Raw genomic sequence first — 1,537 nt, forward strand, 5'->3', positions numbered from 1 at the left:
CCGCCACGGGCGGTGATATCGCCGAAGGTGATGTGGTCACTATGGTGATCAATGGCACTGAATACGACACCACGGTTGATGCGGATGGCAATTGGACTGTCGATGTTGCTGGTAGCGATCTCGCGGCCGACACCGCATTCGATGTGGTTGTTACTTCGAGCGATGCCGCAGGTAACACCGTCGATACCACCGGCACCTCGACCCACACTGTTGATCTGGTAGCTCAGACTGGCGTCGTTACCATCGACAATATCACCGCCGATGACGTAATCAATGCCGCTGAATCAGCCCAAACCATCGCCGTAACCGGTACCGCCACCGGGGGTGACATCGCCGAAGGTGACGTGGTCACCATGGTGATCAACGGCACTGAGTACGACACCACGGTTGATGCGGATGGCAACTGGACAGTTAACGTAAGCGGCGCTGACCTGGCTGCTGACACCGAGTTCGATGTGGTGGTCAGCTCCAGTGACGCGGCTGGCAACACAGTAGAAAGCACAGGCACATCAACGCATACCGTTGACCTGGTTGCACAGGCCGGCACTGTCACCGTGAATAACATCACGGCGGATGACGTGATCAACGCGGCCGAAGCGGCTCAAACTATTGCCGTGACCGGTACCGCCACAGGCGGTGACATTGCGGAAGGTGACGTGGTCACCATGGTGATCAACGGCACTGAATACGACACCACAGTGGATGCTGACGGCAACTGGACAGTTAACGTAAGCGGCGCTGACCTGGCTGCCGACACCGAGTTCGATGTGGTGGTCAGCTCCAGTGACGCGGCTGGCAACACAGTAGAAAGCACCGGCACATCAACGCATACCGTTGATCTGGTTGCACAGGCAGGTACGGTCACCGTGAATAACATCACGGCGGATGACGTGATCAATGCGACTGAAGCGGGCCAAACCATCGCCGTAACTGGCACCGCCACCGGCGGTGATATCAGCGAAGGTGACGTGGTTACTATGGTGATCAACGGTACTGAATACGACACCACCGTTGACGCCGATGGCAACTGGACGGTGGATGTTGAGGGCTCCGACCTGGCTGCTGACACTGAGTTTGATGTAGTGGTTAGCTCAAGTAGCGCTGCGGGCAATAACGTTGAAACTGTTGGTAGCTCGATCCACACCGTTGATCTGGTCGCTCAAACCGGAACAGTCACTGTGGACAACATCACCGCTGACGACATCATCAACGCGACTGAAGCAACCCAAACCATCGCCGTAACCGGTACCGCCACAGGCGGTGACATTGCGGAAGGTGACACCGTCACCATGGTGATCAACGGCACTGAATACGACACCACGGTTGATGCGGATGGCAACTGGACAGTGAACGTAGCCGGCGCTGATTTGGCTGCTGACACCGAATTCGATGTAGTGGTCAGCTCCAGCGATGCCGCAGGTAACACCGTAGATACCACGGGCACCTCGACCCACACCGTTGACCTGGTTGCTCAGGCTGGCACTGTCACCGTGAATAACATCACGGCGGATGACGTTATCAACGCGGCTGAATCAGC

Annotated in this window: 1 protein-coding gene; it reads left to right on the top strand. The window is 56.9% G+C overall.

Features of this window, described 5'->3' with window-relative positions; all coding sequences use genetic code 11:
* The coding region (locus AC27HQ_RS16905; protein ID WP_487157364.1) for an Ig-like domain-containing protein at window positions 1-1,537 on the top strand (1,537 nt) is incomplete at both ends.

This window comes from Halopseudomonas sp. 4NH20-0008 (assembly GCF_057548395.1).